This window comes from Rhodopirellula sp. UBA1907 (genome assembly GCF_002337565.1).
GTDB classification, from domain to species: Bacteria; Planctomycetota; Planctomycetia; order Pirellulales; family Pirellulaceae; genus Rhodopirellula; species Rhodopirellula europaea.
Map to the genome: position 1 here is coordinate 110,125 of NZ_DDGH01000101.1, position 16,269 is coordinate 126,393.

Genomic DNA, 16,269 nt, shown 5'->3' on the forward strand with positions numbered 1-16,269 from the left:
AGGTCGAGCGACGCCGTTCAGGCGAACGTGAGGGAGGGGGCCGAGCATGAGGAGCGGCGCGGACTGCCCTTCCCCGGAAATCTCGCTGAACGCTCGCTTTCCGACCCCTTCCGCTGCGCGGGCTGGGTTTTAAGGCGTTACAGGCACAGTACTTAAGAACTGCACGACCTCCTGAAAGGAAGGGGCGCGAATCGGGGCGCAGACATACATGGTTGGACCGCCCATTCGGGATCATCCATCCGCGTCCATCATCACCACGCTGGGGAACGGAGGGGAGAGGAATGCTTCACCTGTCAGTGCCCGGTCAATGAATGGTTCGTATTCCAAAATCCCTGGCTCGCCCACCAAAGCGGCATGGGTTGCCGAGACGATTCGTTTGGACTTGTCAATCAAGAGATAGCTATCGAAGTCATGAGCCGACATCGCGGGACCCAGCTCGGCCGCCAGTTCTTTGTGTGAGTCGCCGGGCGACGCGGGGGGCGAAGCAGACTGATCCGTTTGAAACAACTGGTAGACGGTTCGTGGCAAGGTGGCGTCGTTGGCCAGCGCCTCGGCCGCGGACTCTTGCACGCTGAACCATTTGGTCAGCATTTCGGCTTCCAGATCGACCAGCGTTTGCATCCCTGAGCTGACGTTGCCTTTGATCGTTGATTCAACCGCATTGCCCATGAAATAGCCGATGGTCGGCAACACGATGACGGCAACGATCGGCCAGATCCAAAGCCGCTTTTGAAGGTACAGGCCGGTTCGGGTGACCGTCGTGGAAATGCTCCGCGAGGCCCACGTAATGTGAGCATCGGGATGCACCTGGGAATTTCGAGACCGGATCAACCGTTTCAGTAGATTCCATGCTGGAAAGCTAGGGAGGAAACTTCGCAATTTGCGAACCGTAGGCGAATCGAAATCACAGCGAATCGTAGAAATCCAGTTCCACCCAGAAAATGCTTTGTTCGACGACCGTAGACGACCTGAAGATTCGTCTCCTGACGCCAATCGAAGACAATGGTTTTGATCTGGGTGACACGCTCAGCTTTCTATGACGCTTGATGCTTTGGCGTATCGAAGGTGGACGGGAACATTGTGAAGTTCACTCATTTGCTGATAGTCCACGGTCGCCTTTGATCGCAAACGCGGGAATGTAGCCGCCGCGGAGGGCATGTGAATTGCATTTGAAAATCACGTCGTAGCGGGGAGTTGGTTGCACCGATCGCTGCAGCAATTGACTGTACTATGGTTCAGAAATTTGCGAATGTCGGGTTACATACAGTAGCTCCTCTTCTGGGGCATAGAATAGTTGGGCAGTATCTGTACGAAACGCAAGCTGGCTCACGTATTCACCATCGAGGGAACTGGTGGGTTGTGGAAAGCGGTCGTCGGGAAAGAGTGAGGCAAATCTGTCGCTCGTGATCGATCGAATCCATTCATCTTCATTGACGATTTGTTCCATAACAGCTCGTGACATCGAGAGTTTAGCGTGAACAAAAAAGCCATCGTTGAACGTGTCGTGTCGTTTCAATGCAAGAATCGTTGTGTCGGCAGGAAGCTCTTGTCCCAGAGCCCATGAAGCACGGGCTGATGGCGTGGAATGGCTTAATACAAGCCCGAAGTAGAGGGCATAGCAACCTGCCCCGATGATGAGTGCGAGATGTGGTTTCTCTCGATCGGCCAACCAATTGAACGGCATCGTTGAAACAAATCCAATTGCCATTAGGATTGGAAACCCGATGACGGACCAGCCAGAAGCGGATAGTCCCCAGAGGAATGCCCCGGGGTAGTAATCCATGTTCGACATTCCGAGGCCGGCGGAAAACGCAAAAGCGATCGACCCGATGACGGTCCAGCGCCAGCGATTACGAGTGGATTTTGGATTCGCGTCCATCAGTACGGGTGTGCGATCATTGAATCGGGGCGTTGGTTGGTGCCGCGTGGTGCGATGACAAACTGCTGTATCAGCGAGGTGTGATTGAGCTATCTCAGTCGGATGGCGTACCGCGTCGTTGACTCGGGATTGTGCAGTCAACCAATACAGAAATTCTCGCAAGCAGCAGCTGTCCCAGTTCGCCTGATATTGGCGTGGTATTGTTTGGTGATATCCTGCTGTGCTTTTACCGGTCTCTTGCTTGGAGACAGTGTAGCAAATCAATTTCGAACGATAGAGAGTGCGGAACGAAAGCAACTCCAGGGAAGTAACAGACCGTGACACGCTGAAGAAATGACGGGACTCGCACGGTTGTCTCGCCCGGCAAAGCATTGCGGGGAAATCTAGGAGGATAGGAGCGTGAAGGAGTTCATGCGTCGACTAATACTACCCATCCCTTTTGATCGCTCATCTGCCGCCGCAGAAGTGTTGCGATTTCGATCGGATGTCTCAGACAATACTCGCTAGCGAGCCTGGAGGAGTTTTGGAGCAGGTTTGCCTCCTGGGTCCGAGTCTCTGTGTGCTGACACGCGAGCATGAAGGTGTAAGGGATGCCCGAGCAAACAGGCCCGGTCTCGATCATGATTCTGTCTTGGTCCGTCGTGGAGCTAGTGGTCTGTCACATCTAAAAGTTAGGGTTGATCGTGGCCTCGTCCACTACCCTAAAAACAAGTCGTGACAGACCACTAGCCACCTATGAACGAAAGAAGGATTGCGATTGCAAGGAAAACAACAGCACCACAAATGACGAAAGCGAGAAACGAAATCGTGTAGTACAACGAAGCCAGCGATACCGCGTCGCCAAATGCCATGAGCTGATTGTCGCTCTTTGCTTGAATGATTCTTCGAAAAATCACTGCCGTTAGCATCAAACCAAGGATGATGCTGTATAGGAAGAATGTTGGGCCATACTGAAATGGTAAACTGTTCACCTGGAAAGAATCGTCTGCCAGAAGTCGGAATGACAGTCCGTGGTTGAAGCCCACTGCCAGGTTGATTGACGCAACGACTAAACCGGAAACGAGCGAACAACGAAAGGCAGTCCAATAAGGTATGTCTGCAAAATTGAGCCATGTTGCAGCGAGTCTGAGCCAGATCGCACCCACCAAGCTTCCAATCCCGGCGCCGAGTGCAAAGCCCACCAACCCTCCAAGCGTTTTGAAGGCGAAAAGTAAACTGTCATCCATTGAAGTATCCAGGTTGTATGGAATTGGGAGAAAGACGCAGTCGCCCTGGGTGCAAGCGCCACGGTCAGCGAGCCCTGAATTGCGTTTAATGCATCTGGGCAGTGCTGATTGGGTTTCATTTTGTGAGCCGTTTGCGCGTAGGAACCATTGTTAACGCTAAACGGCTAACATTCCCGAAGGCACCTGCGTAGCTGCTTAGTCCAGGATCCGTTCTTCTCGCACCATTCGAGTGACAGTGTACGAGATGTTCTTGGTTCGTCGTTCGGGAATCATTTTGCAGACCGTGTAGTTGACCGTCTTTTCCTTTGTTTTCGGCACCATCTTACAGACAGCGTATTCGGTGGTTTGCCCCGTCACATCATCCCGTTTGGTTCGGGTTTCACGCACTGGCGTCATTTGCGTGTAACGCACAGTCTTGGTGCGTTGTTCGTAAACGGGCTTGGTCACGGTGTAGTTGACTGTTTTCTCACGCTGTTCTCGGACTGGCCGCGTCACGAAATAGGTCGCAGGCTCTGCGGGCGAGACAGTCATGCTCGCCGCCGCCATTTGCATGGAAGCAGTTTCATCGCGAGCGTCCCGAATCCCGGCAACGACGACGACCAGAGCGAAAGAAGATGCAACAAGTACGATGCAGTGTGCTTTGCGAAGTTTCACGGTGTCTTCCTTGCGTTCGGGATTGCGATCGAACAGTTTATCGGCCAACCGGAGGGATTGGATGAAGTACCATTCGGCCGGTGGCGGTCGATCTTGGGAAGATTTCAGCCGGAAAGTTCACCCGCCATGATGCCAGGGATGTCGACTGTCTTTTCACGAAACTTCAATGGTCTGTCTTCGGTGCAGCGCGTGGTTGCTCGCTTCCATGTCGCTTATTGATGTCGTGTCGATCGACGAACGCATCGATTTCACCACCGGATTCGACGGTGAATTGGGGTGGGATGGAGAGCGAGTCGAGCTCGATGTCATTGGCAATCCAAATATCAACGGTGACCGATCGCCGGTTGCATTGGCAACGTCCACGCAGAACATCGGAAGAGGGACATGATCTGCGAACAGACCAGTCGATCGGCAGTCGATCGGGCGCTCTCTCACCGAAGCCTGTCAGCGGCTGCTCAATCGGGTCGTCAATTGAATTTTTGCCGGCATGCAACACGACCTTTGCAGCGGAACGCCCCAAATTTGACTGGGCGACTGCTGCCAATTGGCGGTTGAGTCGTTCCGTGTCGCCACAGAAGTAGGCGGTGTTGCCGTGGGCGGATAGCCAACCTCCAACACAGCCGGGGCCGGCCTTCTCCATGTCTCGTTGGCCATAGGCAACCGTGAGTGCGAGCACTGTTGGGGTCACAAGCAGGCAAGCTGCCACCGCGGTGGTGTAGATGGCCAATCGTTGCATTGTCATGCGTCCTTGCGTTGGGGGTGGGGTTGGGATGAGATTGTTCCGGCTCCGTTTTTCCTCCTCCGCCCCGGATGGGCCAGCGTGGGGATGTGTTGCCGTTCCTCACTCAAGCGTCGAAATTAGGAAGGTGGCCGGAACTTTATACCCTGCTGCCCTTTCGCTCGGGGCTTTGCTATGAGCTGCAATGGGCTAATTTTGCCTGGCTGATGGAGCGTCTCTCCATGACGTCGGGGGTAACGATCGAGTGCCGGACCGCCGAGGGCTTGTAGGACCTGGCACAACGCTGGCAAGCGTTTGGATCTTCGCAGCGAACAGCTTCGTGCGGGCCCGCATGCAAAGTGGTGCGGAAGAGGGCCAGGCAACCGGACCCCTGTCCCGATTTGACTTGCAATTCGATTCAGGAGTTTGAAAGATCATTGTCGTGATCGGTTCTCCGCCGTCAGTGGCTCGTCAATTTTTCAAGGGATTTTCGAACCAGATGACGCCCCAGCCTCCGTTCTCTTCCGTCGTCGCGATGTCCAGATCGCAATCCCCATCGAGATCGACCAGAAAGGCATTGTCCATCTTCTTGCGTGACTCTGGACTCGGCATATCCATCAGAGTGTTGGTCCAATCCTTCGGCGACATTCCGTCGCCGGACATCGTCAAGTACCACAACTGCGCCTCATACTCGGGGATGATTGCAATTTCAGGATGCGTCGGATCGCCGTTGAGTTCAAGGATCGCAACTCCCTTGGGTTTGGGCTTTACCTTGACGCAGCCCGGTTGGGCTGGCGGAGGCACCTCGATCTTCTTGTAGACCGGGGCACCCATGTCGTTCGTGCGCAGGTAGATGTGCACTGCACCCGCGCCGCTGGCTTTCACTAAATCGAGACGCCCGTCGCAGTTGACATCGCCGAGGGCCATGAACATGCCATTCTTTTCAGCATCGATCATCGTGACCGGCCAAGGTTCGCTGACCTTCTCTTGACCAGGGTTCTCGTAATAAAAGGTCCCTTGGTTTTTGCGTTCCTGAACGATGATGTCATCGTCCCCGTCGCCATCGATGTCGTTGATGAAGCAGCTCATCGGCCAGTCGGCTTCGCCGAGTTCGTAGCGTTTCCATTGGGTAGCATCGTGTTTGTTCTCAATCGGTTGCCGGTACCAAGCTTTGGCTCCGACGATGAGGTCATTCAGGCCGTCGCCATCGACGTCACTGACGACGGGAGTGCGTGCTTCACTCTGGAAGAGTGTCATCTTGATCCATTTCTTTGCCTCTCTCAGGTCTTTCTCACCAGGGTTGAAATAGACGTGCCCGCCATTGGCGATGTAGTCGATCTCACCATCGGCATCCAGGTCACCGATGCCCGAGTCCTCGCACTTGCCGTGCCTCTCCAGCTGAATGTAGTCGGTCCAAAGTTCGCGGATGCGGTCCTTTCCGGGATTGAAATACAGCCGGCTGTATCCTCCTTCTTCGAAGTTCACCAAGACATCCAGGTCACCATCAGCATCCCAATCGTGGTGGTTGAAACCGTCGGGACCGTGGTCCTTCGGGTCAGGCTGAATCACGTTGACGCGCCAGCCACTCGGACCAGGGATTCCGACATGTTGTTTCCAGGTAACAAAGTCAGCTTGTTGCTTCTCTTGACCCAGCAGCGTCCCTGCCCAAAAGATGGCAGCGATAACGAAACCCAGTGTCGTCTTCATGGTCTTCGAAAACTCCTGCTCAGGGCAAACGCTGTGAGTTCGAATCTGAACCGGAAGAAAGTGCGGAGGTAGATCAAGCACTTTGGCGGGACTGATCACTTGTTCTCGAGTGACCAAGAGAATTCCGTATTGGGGAGGTCTCGATGAGCAGCCGAGAGTATGTTCTGCGCAAAAGGCGGTTGGGACCTACACGAGGATGCGGCTATTGCTTGGTGGCCGACTCTTTTTGCTCGCTCTCCAGAACTGTCAAAATATGCTCGGCCACCTGTTGTCCAATCTTTTGATAACCCTGCTGTGTATAGTGGACATTGCCAGGGCCATCGAATTGGTCGGCAGGAAACGTCTTGGTGAGTGAGTGAAGATCATTCGTGGTGATGGCATGCTTGTTCATGATTCTTGCCGCGGCTTCATTGTATTTCACGTCGTCGCCCCTGACGCGACCTGCTTCCTTTTCCGGAACAACGGTCGTATTTGCCCAGATCAGTTTCGCGTCTGTTTTCTTAAGGCGGGAGACGAGTTCATCAAGATTCTTCTCGTACTGCTCCAAGGTGGTGGTGAGCGTGCCATTGAGTTTGTCTCTGCGTCCTTGCACCTTCGATTTCGGGTGGCGGTAACAGAGATCCCATAAACCCCAGTTGAAATGAATGACGTCCCAATGGGTATCGCCAATCCACTGATCTAACTTTGCCAAACCTGTGCCCGTGTGTTGAGCGTTTCCTGGGTTGTGTTTGACGGTAGCCTTTCCGTCTAGCTGCCGCGCGACATGAGGAGTGAATGCCAGGGATATTGAGTCGCCTATGATCAGCACCTTCGGCAAGTCGGCTTCTTTCGCTTCGTCTTGGGCAGGAAGCGTCGGGCAAAGAATGCCGGTGAGCAATAGCGATATGGTCAGCAGTGTTTTCATCTCTTGTCCGTTTTACCTCTCTCCAAAAAATGGCCGCGATAACTGAGACGCGGCGATTGATTTTCCGTTGCTAGGGAACTGCGACTCCGAGATTTCGGTTCATCGTATGGGGCCGCCTATTGCTGCTGGAGGACGCACCATCGACTGTAACTATTGCCCTTCTTCGTCACTCGTCGCTCGGGACCGTCCGAGTAAAGTTCCGCCGGTACGTCGCTTCTGCCTATGCCAGCGTTAAATAAAGTGTAACCAATCGAAGAAATTAAATGGATTGATTCGTGACGCGCGAACTCCGACACGCACAGAGAGAAGAGCGAAGGGGAATCGTGAGACGAGACAGTACCGTCGAAATCGCCATCGATGTACAAACGGGTCGATGCATTTCCGGAAAGTGCCAGCCAGCTTCCGGGCTTATCAGGTTCAAAGCATCCCATGTAAGCCATCCCCGTTGCTCTGTCGGCTCTGCCGGGCCCCGCCGGCTTGCTTGGTTTAAAGAGTTGCATTGGCTTTCGGGTAGTGTTCAGGGCAATCACAGGCTGGAAGCCTATGCCACTTGTTACTGTGGTGGGTGGTTGTATTGAATGGCCGGGTTGTGGCGACTCTGCCGATAGCGGGGTGAGCAATTCGCCTGTGGATTGTGCACGCTCACGAGGTGTGGCTTGGTAAAATGGTGGGATGCAAAGTGTGTCCATTCATCCTGTTGATCATCGTGTTACGCGACTTCTTTTTGTTCGGCTGCCTCGAACCGCGAGATTCGCGCAACGTGGCTTGTTCGCCTGCGTTGCTGCGCTGATCGTTTGTTTCGTCGGCGGTAGCGTCCTGGTTGCGGATGAACTTGCCAGCGAACTCATGTTCCGTGAGCAGTTGTTGCCGCTGTTGCGGACTTACTGCTACGACTGTCATGGTGCCGAGGATGGTGAAGGCGGCGTGTCGTTGGAAGCGGATGACACGGCGGCGAAGTTGGTCCAAGGTCGTGACCATTGGATGCGGGCTTTGGCGCAGGTTCGTTTGGGCACCATGCCACCGGCAGATTCCGATGTGATGGATCCGTCCAGTCGGACTCGGATGATCGAACTGATCGATGAATTGGCCAATGCGATCGACTGCGTGCAGAATCCCAACGCCGGCAAAGTCACTCTGCGGCGGCTGAATCGGGCTGAGTATCGCAACACGATTCGCGATTTGGTGGGAGTTGATTACGCTCCGGCAGACGATTTTCCCGGCGACGATGTTGGCTACGGATTCGACAACATTGGTGATGTGCTTTCGTTGCCTCCGTTGCTGATGGAGAAGTACCTTGATGCGGCGGAGACGATCATGGGCGAAGCGATCTACACGCCGCCACCGCCAGAACTGTTTGAGTTGGAACGCTCTCCGGCGACCTTGATTGGGGCGGACAAATTCAACGTCCGGAGTCACTTGGTGATGTCATCGAACGGCACGGTCACGCTGCAGTTCGATGCTCCGTTCAGCGGGACCTACACGTTGGTGCTGAGTCTGAGTGGAGACCAAGGCGGCGATGAACCGGTTCGAGTGGAAGTCACGGACGGGCGACGAGCGATTCCCGTGGAGGTGAAAGAAAGCGAGCCAACGGACAAGACGGTCGCGTTTCGATTGGGAAAAGGCACCCGCCAAATCGATATCTCGTTTTTGAACGACTACTACGTCAAAGACAAGATCGATCGCAACCTGCACGTTCACCATGTGAAGGTGAGTGGCGTTGAGCAACGCAGTCAATTTGTTTCTTCGCCTGATTTGCCGGTGACTCATCGAGTGCTGGTGTTTGAAACCCCGGGCAATGACCGGGAATTTGAACGGGCTGCGAAAGCGGTGTTGGGGCGATTTGCGAGCCGGGCTTATCGCCGGCCAATCGGTCAATCAGAACTCACGCGATTGGTTGGATTGGCTTCTCAAGTGCATGAGAACGGAGGTTCATTTGAAGAGAGCATGCAAGTCGCGATGCAAGCCGTTTTGGTCTCGCCGTACTTCCTGTTTCGAGTCGAACGCCCGCGGAAGCCAGGTCCAGATGGTGTGATGCCGCTGGTTAATCAGTATGAGTTGGCGACGCGGATTTCTTACTTTCTATGGAGCAGCATGCCGGACGATGAGCTGCTGCGGATGGCACATCGCGGTCAGCTTCGTGATCGCCGAATGTTGCTGGAGAAAGTCGGGCGGATGATCAAGAGCCCCAAGGCGAGTCGCTTCGTTGACAACTTTGCTTCGCAGTGGTTGCAGCTTCGCAACTTGGAAATCGTCCAGCCGGACACACGCATCTATCGTGGTTTCGACGATGAAGTTCGGGAAGCGATGCGGGTGGAAACGTTGATGTTCTTTTCCGAAGTGATGCGAAACAACTTGCCGGTCACGGAATTGTTGAGTGCTGACTTCACTTACATGAACGAAACGCTCGCGAAGTTTTATGGAATCAACGATGTTCGCGGAAGTGAATTCCGCAGGGTGTCGTTGTCGGGGACACCGCGAGGCGGGTTGCTGACCCACGCCAGCGTTTTGACGGTGACCAGCAATCCGACACGGACCAGCCCAGTGAAACGAGGGAAGTGGATCCTGGACAATCTGCTCAACACACCTCCTCCGCCGGCACCGCCAAACATCCCCGAGCTTGAGAAGGGGAAATTGGTGGGGACTCTTCGCGAACGCATGGAGCAGCACCGGTCCAACCCAGCGTGCGCGGCGTGTCACAACATGATGGATCCGCTCGGGTTTGCACTCGAGAACTTTGACGCCGTGGGGCGTTGGCGAACTCGTGATGGGCGTGATGAGATTGACGCGAGCGGTTCGATGCCCGACGGGACTTCGTTTGATGGTATCAATGGGTTGCGAGATTTGTTGACGACGCAGCGGAGCGAACAGTTTGTTCGATGTTTGGCTGAGAAGATGTTGATCTACGCATTGGGGCGTGGAACGGAATATTACGACAAGTGTGCGCTCGACAAGATCACGGCAGATGTTCGTACGCACGACTACAAATTCGCTTACTTGATCGCAGCGATCATCCAGAGTGATCCTTTTCAGAAGCAAGGGTATCGAGAACCATGAGTCATTCACCTCGAACTTTTTCGCGACGCTTGATGCTTCGTGGGATGGGAACCTCGGTGGCATTGCCTTTGTTGGATGTGATGAGTCCGACGCGATTGTTGGCGGCCACTTCGGATGGTGGGCCGCCGCCGTTGCGGATGGGATTTTTCTATGTGCCCAATGGCATGCACATGCCAGCCTGGACGCCGCAGAAAGATGGTCGCGAATTTGAGCTGACGCCGACGTTGCAGAAGCTGGCTGAGAACAAGGATTCGATCAGTGTGTTGTCGGGGCTGACCCTGGATGGGGCTCGGGCGCATGGCGATGGAGGCGGCGATCACGCACGCAGCGTGGCGGCTTTCTTGACGGGGGCTCACCCTCGAAAGACCAACGGGGCCGACATTCAAAATGGTGTGTCGGTTGATCAGGTGGCGGCTCAGTACGTGGGCGATCGAACCCGGTTTGCTTCCTTGGAGTTAGGCTTGGAAGCGAGCAGCCAGGCTGGCAATTGCGACAGTGGCTACAGTTGCGCGTACGCATCGAACATGTCATGGCGTGGTCCGACCAATCCGATGGCGAAAGAGACCGACCCGCGGGCTTTGTTTGATCGATTGTTCGCGGGGCAAACCATCAAGGAAACTCGCCGGGCCAAGAGCGAGCGAGAGAAGTATCGAAAGAGCATCCTGGATTTTGTCGCCAGCGATGCGAAGCGTTTGCATGCTCATTTGCCGATCGTCGATCGGCGCAAGTTGGACGAATACCTGTATTCCATTCGTGATGTTGAGAAGCGATTGGACGGCGCCGAAAAATTAGGGCTGACGGAAGAAGGGGTGCCGGATTACCCGCGACCCAGTGGTGTGCCTCAGGAGCTGTCGCGGCACAGCGATTTGATGATGGACATGGTGGCGTTGGCTTACCAAACCGACAGCACGCGAATTTTGTCGTTCATGTTCACCAACGCGGGAAGCAATCGGGCTTACAAAGAGATCGGCGTCAACGAAGGGCACCATGAGCTTTCGCACCACGGCAAAAGCGAGCACAAGCAAGCTGAGATTGCGAAGATCAATTCGTTCCATGCGGAGCGATTCAATTACCTGCTGTCTCGATTGAAGCTGATTCGCGAGGGCGATGGTTCGCTGCTGGACAATTGCATGATTGTGTATGGCAGCGGGATCAGTGATGGGGATCGGCACAACCACGACGACCTGCCGATCCTGTTGGCTGGTGGCGGTGGCGGACGCATTCGTGCTGGTCAGCATGTGCGTTATAAAAATGGCACGCCGCTGTGCAATCTTTATCTGTGGATGATGAAGCAGATGGGGGCGAACGCGGATCGCTTTGGCGATAGCAGCGGGGTTTTGCAAGGATTGGGATAGGCGAAGGTTTGAAAGGTTCAGCACAGATCGCGAGACGTCTGCTGCCGATGGTGTTGGTCATCGTCGGCGTGTGCGGGCTGGTCAGCGGTGTCGCGGTTGAGGTGGCCGGTGATTGGTTGGCCGTAGGTCGCGATGCAGGACCGGCGGCGTTTGTGATTTTGGGGACGTTGGCGATGTGCCTGTTCGTTCCCAAAACGTTTGTGTCCATCGCGGCGGGATCGGTCTTTGGTTTGATGGTTGGCGGACCAACGCTTGCGGTCACCGCGGTCGTGTCGGCTTGGGTGAACTACCACTTGGGCCGGTGGTCGCTGGGGCATTCACCGATCGATATTGAGGCGGAAGCGTCCGACGCGTCCTGGCGGGAAACTCTGCGGATCATCCGGTTGGGGGCTCGCGATGCGAATTTGGGAATGCATCTGCTGGTCCGTTTGTCGCCGATTCCCACGACGATCATCAGCTATACGATGGGAGCCTCCGGGGCTCGTCAGGTCCCGTACTTGGCTGCGGCGTTGTTAGCGGCCGGGCCTCAATTGCTGTGGGTTCATTGCGGAGCGGTGGCGACGGAGACGATGAGCTCGGTCGCTGAAGCGGGGATGTCCGGGGCGACCGACTCGAGTCTGACCCGCTGGTTGGGTTTGGTCACGTCGGTGGTCGCCGCCGTGTTGCTGTCGGTTTTGGTGCCCAGGCACATTTGGCGGCAGCGAGCGAGAGAAATGGCCGCGGAGGAATTGGCGGCCGGCCAGAACGCTTGAACTGGATGGTGTTTCGGTCAGATTCTGACCGCGCATCGAAAAAGGTCCTGACGAAACAGGACCTTTTGTTGATTTGGTGGTCTCAAATTTGGTGGCCGGTCAGCGGGAATCGCGACACTGGAAACCAAATGGGCCTGAATCAGGCAGTTTGAGCTGCGTTCTTGATCAGGGTGTTTAGACGGCTCTTGGTTCGAGCAGCAGCGTTCTTGTGGATCAAGTTGTTTGCTGCGGCACGGTCCAACTTCTTTTGGGCAGCCTTGAACTCGTTCTTGGCGGTTTCCAGATCGTTGTTTTCGACAGCTTCACGAACACGGCGAATCGTCGATCGCATGTTGCTACGAGTGGCACGATTGAGCAAACGACGTTTTTCGTTTTGACGCAGACGTTTCGAGGCGCTTGAAGTGTTTGGCATTTCGCTCGGAGTGTCCGGCGGACACGCATTGGTAGGGAACGGATCAAATTGGTCAAAATTTGGAATCGAGGAGTATGACGTCCATTCAGCCGACTGTCCAGGTCAACGGAGAAGTTCCATAATCTTGTTTTCCAACCGTATTTATCGCGAAAAAGCTCCATCTCCTTGAATTCTGAACTTGCTCTTTCTGAAACAACGCCGGGATTCGTCGCATTGGTGGGGGCAGGACCCGGCCACCCCGGACTGCTGACCCTCCGCGGACGCGAATGCCTGCAGGACTGCGACGTCGTCCTTTACGACGGACTGAGCAATGTCGAAATGCTGGTCCACGCCCCGCAGGCGGTTCATCAATGCGTCGGCAAACACGGTCAATCTCGTATTTGGAAGCAGGATGAAATCGTCGCCGAGATGATCCGGCATGCCAAAGACGGCAAACGTGTCGTGCGGCTGAAAGGCGGCGACCCGGCCGTTTTTGCCAGGACCAGCGAAGAGGTCAACGCGTTGAAGGCGGAGCGGATTCCGTTTGAGATCGTTCCGGGGATCACCGCGGCACTGGCGGCGGGATCGTACGCGGGCATTCCGATCACTCATCGCGGAATCGCTTCGGCGGTGGCTTTGGTGACCGGGCATGAGGAACCGGGCAAGGCAAAGTCGGATTTAGATTGGCCTGCATTGGCGAGATTCCCCGGCACGTTGGTGATCTACATGGGAGTCACGACGGCGAAGCAATGGACCGACGCGTTGATTGGCAGCGGCAAAGATCCGAAGACACCCTGTGCGATTCTGCGGCGGTGCAGTTTGCCGGACCAGCAAAAGATTCAGTGCCGGTTGGACGAGGTCGCCGGTCACCTGACTCCCGCCAGCAAGTTTCGTCCGCCGGTGATCACGATCGTCGGCGAGGTCACTGGATTGGCCGAGTCGATGGATTGGTTCAGTCGTCGACCGCTCTCGGGAAAGAACGTCTTGGTCACACGTCCGAAGGACCAAGCGGACCAGTTGGCAAAGCCGCTGGATGAATTGGGGGCCAATGTGATCGTGCAACCGGCGATTGAGATTTCCGGACCGGATGATTGGTCGAAGGTGGATGCCGCGATTGATCAGATCGAGACCTTTGATTCGTTGGTCTTCACGAGTCGCAATGGAGTGAAGAGTTTTCTGGATCGATTGCTCGAAGTTGGCCGTGACATGCGCTGCTTGGGCGGACTGAAAATCGCGGTTGTTGGCGACGCGACGGCGAACGTCTTGGCGACTTATCATCTGCGAGCGGATTGGATTCCCGAAACGTTTGATGCGGACGCATTGCTGACGACTTTGCAAAATGCCGAACCATCATTGAAGTCGACCTTGGTTGTGCGAACGCAGCGTGGTCGCGATGTCATCTCGGATGGTTTGCGCGACACTGGCACCCAAGTGCGTGAGGTGGTCGCGTATGAAAACCGGGATGTGCCCGAGATGGATCCGGCGACGCGTGCCAAACTCGACGAGCAACCATTGGACTGGATCACGTTGACCAGTCCCGCGACGGCGAGGAACGTTCACCGTTGGCTGGGTGATTCGATAGGCGAGACCAAAGTCGCGGTGATCAGTCCACTGACCGCCCAAACCGTTCGCGAATTGGGATGGCGTGTCCACGCGGTTGCTGAGTCTGCCACAATGCAATCTTTGACCCAAGCGATTCTTGACGCGGAGACAACATGATTCCGAAACGTTACCGCCAGATGCATGCTGATCACCCGGAGTACATGCGTGCTTACGAGGACTTGGGCAAGGCCGCTCGAGAGTCGGGGCCGTTGAACGACCGCGAGGTGGCGCTGGTCAAGCTGGCGATTTCACTGGGAGCCGGGTTGGAAGGTGCAGCACATTCTCATTGTCGCAAAGCACTCGAGGCGGGCTGCACGCCGGATGATCTGCGGCACGTGGCAATGCTGTCCGCACCAACGATTGGTTTTCCCACGATGATGCGAGCGAAGTCGTGGGTGGAAGACGTGATCGACCCCAAACCTGAGTGATCGCTGGTGGCGGCACGTTTCTCAGACGCAGGACAAACCACTTTTGCAAACTGCACCACTTAGCCGATGGCCGTTAGGCCCGGTTGCGTCCTGGAACCGGTGCTAACGCACGGCGGCCAATGTTACTCGGTTCCCTAGAGAGTGACCCAGCCTGGCCTGGTCGGGCGACTGCCGCGTTGGCGGTGGGTGGCTTGGAGCGATGGCATCCAAAGCAGGTGCTGAGCGATCGTGATCAGTGACTTCGGATCGATCGGTTTGAAGAGGCAATGTGTGGGAGCGATCTCGCCTTCGGTTTTCTTTTCGAGTCCCGCCCATTTGGAATCAGCCAAAAGCACAACGGGCAGATTTTGAAACGGCGAGAATTGGCGGATCTGCTGGATGATCGTCAGCACACTCATGGGATCGTCGGCTACGTCCCAAATCAGCAGATCAATTGCGAACTTGGTGGGCGACTGATGCGAATTTTCAGAATGGCTCGGTTGCGGATGGCCACCGTCGATCCGCACCTGAAGCTTTGGCAACGCGGAAGCGTCGTCGGTCTGTTCCAGTTCAAAGGCTTTTAAAACGGCGTCGGTGCTGCGGGCACAAATGCAACGCATTCCCTCGTGATGCAAAACACCGGCGGTGGCCAAAAGGGAGAGCGGTTTTGGGTCCGCGACCACGACAGTGGACGTCGTCGACTTCTTCTCAGGAGTGGGCAATTTCTCTGGGCTGATCGGATTTTCCGGCGTGTTCGAATTCTCAGGACTGCTCGATGCGGCGTCGTTGGCAGGATTGGTTGTCATCAGACGGCCAGAAGTATCAATGAGAACGGTCTTTGACGAAACGAGTGCGTCCGCACGCATCTCGTTCGTTGGGCGATCGTACGATGGACTTCCAAGTTCGTCGGTGCCGACGGCTTTTGACGGACTTGGTGTCCGACACGCGTGAAGGCGGTGGCGAGATGAGTTCGAAATACGCCATTGAAGGCCCCTTCTGCAAGCTCAGAAGCTGCCTTTCGGTGGGGAAGTTTGCTTTGCTAGGGTCGAATCATGATTGGTGAATACAAGATCAACCGAACCACCCGTCGCTGCAGCGTCGGCGATCGCCCTCTGGAGCCAGGCGAGGTCTATTACTCCGTCGTTTGCGAAGCCGATGAAGATTTCAAACGAATCGACATCGCCGGGGACGCTTGGAAGGGACCACCAGAAGATGCGATCGGTTGGTGGAAGAACCGCGTGCCGAAAGCGGAAGAAAAGAAACGCGAAGTTGCACCGCCCGAAGTTCTGATCGAGTTGCTGCGATCGATGGCGGACCAACCCGCAGCCGCGAAAAGTCGGTTCCTTCTCGCTTTGTTGTTGCTGCGCAAACGACATTTGAAAACGATCGAGCCCACCGCAACCGGTTCGCCGATGGGCGCTCCTGAACAAGATCCACGCGATGATGGCGACGTGGCTGCACCGCAACCAACGTCTCGCGAAACGATGATGCTGATGTCCAATTTGGACCAATCGACGATGGAAGTGGAAGTGGTGGCGATCGGCCCGTCCGAAGCTGGCAAGCTCCAAGATGAATTGATTGATTTGATTTACCGTGACGTCGACGAACTCCCTGAATGAG

General features: G+C 55.4%; 15 protein-coding genes. 6 read left to right on the forward strand and 9 right to left on the reverse strand.

Annotation, left to right across the window (positions count from 1 at the left end; all coding sequences use genetic code 11):
* Positions 1 to 231 precede the first annotated feature (231 nt).
* The 7 genes from B2R17_RS25375 to B2R17_RS25405 form a co-directional block, all read right to left on the reverse strand.
* A complete protein-coding gene (locus tag B2R17_RS25375) occupies positions 232 to 693 on the reverse strand; it encodes a hypothetical protein (RefSeq protein ID WP_286766200.1) in 462 nt (153 codons plus the stop codon).
* A 535-nt stretch (positions 694 to 1,228) separates the two neighbouring features.
* On the reverse strand, positions 1,229 to 1,879 hold the full coding sequence (locus B2R17_RS25380) for a hypothetical protein (protein WP_286766201.1): 651 nt from the start codon (positions 1,877 to 1,879) through the stop codon (positions 1,229 to 1,231).
* Between the two features lie 725 nt (positions 1,880 to 2,604).
* A complete protein-coding gene (locus B2R17_RS25385; RefSeq protein WP_286766202.1) occupies positions 2,605 to 3,105 on the reverse strand; it encodes a hypothetical protein in 501 nt (166 codons plus the stop codon).
* 195 nt (positions 3,106 to 3,300) lie between these two features.
* A complete protein-coding gene (locus B2R17_RS25390; protein ID WP_286766203.1) occupies positions 3,301 to 3,759 on the reverse strand; it encodes a hypothetical protein in 459 nt (152 codons plus the stop codon).
* Positions 3,760 to 3,922: 163 nt separating this feature from the next.
* The gene (locus tag B2R17_RS25395; protein ID WP_286766204.1) at positions 3,923 to 4,501 is read right to left on the reverse strand and encodes a hypothetical protein; all 579 of its coding nucleotides are present in this window, start codon (positions 4,499 to 4,501) and stop codon (positions 3,923 to 3,925) included.
* Between the two features lie 447 nt (positions 4,502 to 4,948).
* A complete protein-coding gene (locus B2R17_RS25400) occupies positions 4,949 to 6,184 on the reverse strand; it encodes an FG-GAP repeat domain-containing protein (RefSeq protein ID WP_286766205.1) in 1,236 nt (411 codons plus the stop codon).
* Positions 6,185 to 6,386: 202 nt separating this feature from the next.
* The gene (locus B2R17_RS25405; RefSeq protein ID WP_008664584.1) at positions 6,387 to 7,088 is read right to left on the reverse strand and encodes an SGNH/GDSL hydrolase family protein; all 702 of its coding nucleotides are present in this window, start codon (positions 7,086 to 7,088) and stop codon (positions 6,387 to 6,389) included.
* A gap of 672 nt (positions 7,089 to 7,760) precedes the next feature.
* Between B2R17_RS25405 and B2R17_RS25410 the strand changes: the two genes are divergently transcribed.
* The 3 genes from B2R17_RS25410 to B2R17_RS25420 are packed head-to-tail and all read left to right on the forward strand — an operon-like array spanning position 7,761 to position 12,249.
* Positions 7,761 to 10,142, forward strand: a complete 2,382-nt coding sequence (locus B2R17_RS25410) for a DUF1592 domain-containing protein (protein ID WP_414707399.1) — start codon at positions 7,761 to 7,763, stop codon at positions 10,140 to 10,142.
* A complete protein-coding gene (locus B2R17_RS25415; protein WP_286766206.1) occupies positions 10,139 to 11,497 on the forward strand; it encodes a DUF1552 domain-containing protein in 1,359 nt (452 codons plus the stop codon). The genes B2R17_RS25410 and B2R17_RS25415 overlap by 4 nt, the downstream gene beginning before the upstream one ends.
* Before the next feature lie 8 nt (positions 11,498 to 11,505).
* Entirely contained in the window at positions 11,506 to 12,249 is a 744-nt protein-coding gene (locus B2R17_RS25420) for a VTT domain-containing protein (RefSeq protein WP_286766207.1), read from the forward strand.
* 139 nt (positions 12,250 to 12,388) lie between these two features.
* Here B2R17_RS25420 and rpsT read toward each other — a convergent pair whose 3' ends face one another.
* Positions 12,389 to 12,661 carry a 30S ribosomal protein S20 gene (rpsT, locus tag B2R17_RS25425; RefSeq protein WP_008660630.1) on the reverse strand — a complete coding sequence of 91 codons (273 nt, stop codon included), beginning with the start codon at positions 12,659 to 12,661 and terminating at the stop codon, positions 12,389 to 12,391.
* A 165-nt stretch (positions 12,662 to 12,826) separates the two neighbouring features.
* Between rpsT and cobA the strand changes: the two genes are divergently transcribed.
* Together cobA and B2R17_RS25435 are read left to right on the forward strand one after the other, a co-directional pair.
* Complete coding sequence (gene cobA / locus B2R17_RS25430) at positions 12,827 to 14,359, forward strand: uroporphyrinogen-III C-methyltransferase (protein ID WP_286766208.1); 1,533 nt, start codon at positions 12,827 to 12,829, stop codon at positions 14,357 to 14,359.
* The gene (locus B2R17_RS25435; RefSeq protein WP_008664575.1) at positions 14,356 to 14,670 is read left to right on the forward strand and encodes a carboxymuconolactone decarboxylase family protein; all 315 of its coding nucleotides are present in this window, start codon (positions 14,356 to 14,358) and stop codon (positions 14,668 to 14,670) included. Before cobA ends, B2R17_RS25435 begins: the two co-directional genes overlap by 4 nt.
* Before the next feature lie 134 nt (positions 14,671 to 14,804).
* On the opposite strand, the gene B2R17_RS25440 is transcribed toward B2R17_RS25435, so the two are convergent.
* Positions 14,805 to 15,515, reverse strand: coding sequence for a hypothetical protein (locus B2R17_RS25440; RefSeq protein ID WP_286766209.1), 711 nt, complete (start codon positions 15,513 to 15,515; stop codon positions 14,805 to 14,807).
* 186 nt (positions 15,516 to 15,701) lie between these two features.
* On the opposite strand from B2R17_RS25440, the gene B2R17_RS25445 reads away from it, so the two are divergent.
* Positions 15,702 to 16,268 carry a hypothetical protein gene (locus tag B2R17_RS25445; protein WP_008660634.1) on the forward strand — a complete coding sequence of 189 codons (567 nt, stop codon included), beginning with the start codon at positions 15,702 to 15,704 and terminating at the stop codon, positions 16,266 to 16,268.
* Position 16,269 lies beyond the last annotated feature (1 nt).

What these genes read in the sequence shown, in the direction of transcription:
- rpsT (WP_008660630.1), bottom strand. Translation starts at nt 12,661, where the DNA reads ATGCCAAACACTTCAAGCGCCTCGAAACGTCTGCGTCAAAACGAAAAA.
- B2R17_RS25405 (WP_008664584.1), bottom strand. Translation starts at nt 7,088, where the DNA reads ATGAAAACACTGCTGACCATATCGCTATTGCTCACCGGCATTCTTTGC.
- B2R17_RS25395 (WP_286766204.1), bottom strand. Translation starts at nt 4,501, where the DNA reads ATGACAATGCAACGATTGGCCATCTACACCACCGCGGTGGCAGCTTGC.
- B2R17_RS25410 (WP_414707399.1), top strand. Translation starts at nt 7,761, where the DNA reads ATGCAAAGTGTGTCCATTCATCCTGTTGATCATCGTGTTACGCGACTT.
- B2R17_RS25415 (WP_286766206.1), top strand. Translation starts at nt 10,139, where the DNA reads ATGAGTCATTCACCTCGAACTTTTTCGCGACGCTTGATGCTTCGTGGG.
- B2R17_RS25400 (WP_286766205.1), bottom strand. Translation starts at nt 6,184, where the DNA reads ATGAAGACGACACTGGGTTTCGTTATCGCTGCCATCTTTTGGGCAGGG.
- B2R17_RS25380 (WP_286766201.1), bottom strand. Translation starts at nt 1,879, where the DNA reads ATGGACGCGAATCCAAAATCCACTCGTAATCGCTGGCGCTGGACCGTC.
- B2R17_RS25440 (WP_286766209.1), bottom strand. Translation starts at nt 15,515, where the DNA reads ATGCGTGCGGACGCACTCGTTTCGTCAAAGACCGTTCTCATTGATACT.
- B2R17_RS25435 (WP_008664575.1), top strand. Translation starts at nt 14,356, where the DNA reads ATGATTCCGAAACGTTACCGCCAGATGCATGCTGATCACCCGGAGTAC.
- B2R17_RS25445 (WP_008660634.1), top strand. Translation starts at nt 15,702, where the DNA reads ATGATTGGTGAATACAAGATCAACCGAACCACCCGTCGCTGCAGCGTC.
- B2R17_RS25385 (WP_286766202.1), bottom strand. Translation starts at nt 3,105, where the DNA reads ATGGATGACAGTTTACTTTTCGCCTTCAAAACGCTTGGAGGGTTGGTG.